This window comes from Longimicrobium sp., assembly GCF_048594345.1.
GTDB lineage: Bacteria > Gemmatimonadota > Gemmatimonadetes > Longimicrobiales > Longimicrobiaceae > Longimicrobium.
Map to the genome: position 1 here is coordinate 1 of NZ_JBMDXM010000110.1, position 2,477 is coordinate 2,477.

Sequence of the window (2,477 nt, forward strand, 5' to 3'; positions counted from 1 at the left end):
CTTTGACCACCCAACTGTTCGAGCTCTTGCGACCGCCTTCCGTAGGGCCACCCAGGCTGAGGGACGGTTTGGTCAACCACAGGATGAACGAGTTGACCCTACGAAGGTGAACTTAGCACATCGTCAACACACAAGGATGACTGTTCTTCATGCACAGAGTTCATAACACCTTCTGAGAGAACCTGCGCCTCGCGCTCAGCGGCGTGGGCCGCGCACACGCCCTGGCGACACGGACGGCACGGCCGCCCCGCCCTGTCGGACGGGGCGGCACGTGCACAGATTGCGGGACGCTCGAGCAGCGACGGCCGCTCGATCCATCCCGCATCTCTGGAAACGACCCCCATGAAGCCCGAGCTTCGCCGTCAGCGCGTCGTCCCTTTCACCCCCCGCCCCGGGCACATCATGCGCCTGCTCCTTCGGATGGGCACGGTCGTTCTGGCCGTCGCGCTGTCCTCCACCGGCATTTCCGCACAGCGGCAGCCCGTCCCGGTGGATTCCGCGCGGCTCGCCGCGCTCAAGGACGAGATCGCCCGCGAGATCGACGGAATGCACGAGTTCACGCAGCAGATGGTCGACCAGGTCTTCTCGTACGGGGAGCTCGGGTTCCAGGAGAGCGAAAGCTCCCGCTACCTGGTGGGCATACTGCGGCGCAACGGCTTCACGGTGCAGGAGGGGATCGCGGGGATCCCCACCGCGTGGATGGCCACCTGGGGGAGCGGCAAGCCGGTGATCGCGCTGGGGTCGGACCTGGACGGGATTCCCCAGGCTTCACAGAAGCCGGGGGTTGCGTACCACGCTCCGCTGGTGGAGGGCGCCCCGGGGCACGGGGAGGGGCACAACTCCGGGCTTCCCGTGGTCATCACCGCCGCGATTGCGACAAAGAAGGTGATGGAGCGCGAGAGGATCGGCGGAACCATCCGCATCTGGCCCGGGGTGGCCGAGGAGCTGGTCGCGGCGAAAGCATGGTTCGTCCGCGACGGGTTCTTTCGCGACGTGGACGTGACCATCTTCACCCACGTCGGCAGCAATCTCGGCGTCTCGTACGGCCCTTCGGACGGCACCGGGCTGGTGAGCGTGCTGTACCGCTTTACGGGGGAGACGGCGCACTCCGCGGGGGCGCCGTGGCGCGGGCGCAGCGCGCTTGACGCGGTAGAGCTGATGAACGCGGGGTGGAACTACCGCCGCGAGCACCTGCGGCTTCCGCATCGCTCGCACTACGTGATCACGGAGGGCGGCGACCAGCCCAACGTGGTGCCGCGGACGGCCGCGGTGTGGTACTACTTCCGCGAGGTCGAGTATCCGCGCATCAGGGAGCTGTGGGAGATCGGCAACCAGATCGCCCAGGGGGCCACGCTGATGACGGGGACCACGCTGGACACGGTGCAGGTGCTGGGCGCCGCGTGGCCCAGGCACTTCAACCGCCCGGTCGCGCTGGCGATGTACGACAACATCCGCCGGGTGGGCCTCCCCCAATGGGATGAGGCGGACCAGACGCTCGCGCGGGCCCTGCAGCGGGAGCTGGGGAACGACAGCACGCCGGGGCTGGATACTGCCCTGGCGAAGATCGACAGCGGGGTGCCGCCCGCGCAGAACCGCGGCGGGGGCTCAGACGACATCGGCGACATCTCGTGGGTGGTGCCCACCATAACCCTGCGCTATCCGGCCAACATCCCCAACCTGCCGGGCCACCACTGGGCCAACGCCGTGGCCATGGCCACGCCCATCGCCCACAAGGGCTCCACGGCCGGGGCAAAGGCCACCGCGATGACGCTGCTGGACCTGTTCACGCGGCCCGAGCTGGTGGACAGCGCGTGGAGCTACTTCCGCAACGTGCAGACCCGCGATATCAAGTACGAGCCGCTGATCCGCCCCGGCGATCAGCCGCCCACAGAGATGAACGCGCAGATCATGCAGCGCTACCGGCCGGAGATGCGAAGGTACTACTACGATTCCAGGCGGTACCGGACGTATCTGGAGCAGCTCGGCATTTCGTACCCGACGGTGCGCGTGCCGGAGCCTCAGCAGGACTGAGCGGGGCGGTCCGGGGCTTTGACGCGCGGCATCCCCGGCGCGCCGCATGGCCATGGCGTGCATCCCCGGCGACCCGCGCAACGCCTTCCAGACGTCGGGGCGCACAGCCGAGGAGCCGGCCACCTTTGCCCACGTGCAGACGCTGCTGCGGCTGCGCGCCCAGCGCGGCGAGCTGCGCTGACCAGCAATACGTTTACCGCCCTGGGGCCACCGTAGTGGCGCTGAACAACGACACCACCGCCGCCGAAACGCGCATCGCCGCCGCAGAGCTGGGCGCCGACGTGCTGGGCCGCTGCGCCCCGCCCCGCCGCGACGGCGACGCCCTGGTCATCGCCTCCCACGCCGCGCCGGCTGCGTGTTCTGAGCTGACGTTCGCGAACGAATACGGACCACGCATGGACGCGGGGGGGGGGGGGGGGCGACACAGGCGCCCCCCCCCCCGCCCC

The 2,477-nt window shown here is 69.2% G+C and carries 2 protein-coding genes; both read left to right on the plus strand.

Features of this window, described 5'->3' with window-relative positions:
- The first annotated feature begins 402 nt into the window (after nucleotides 1-402).
- A complete protein-coding gene (locus tag ACOJUJ_RS12175) occupies nucleotides 403-2,031 on the plus strand; it encodes a peptidase dimerization domain-containing protein (protein WP_420127151.1) in 1,629 nt (542 codons plus the stop codon).
- Between the two features lie 46 nt (nucleotides 2,032-2,077).
- A complete protein-coding gene (locus ACOJUJ_RS12180) occupies nucleotides 2,078-2,212 on the plus strand; it encodes a hypothetical protein (protein WP_420127150.1) in 135 nt (44 codons plus the stop codon).
- The last annotated feature ends 265 nt before the right edge of the window (nucleotides 2,213-2,477 follow it).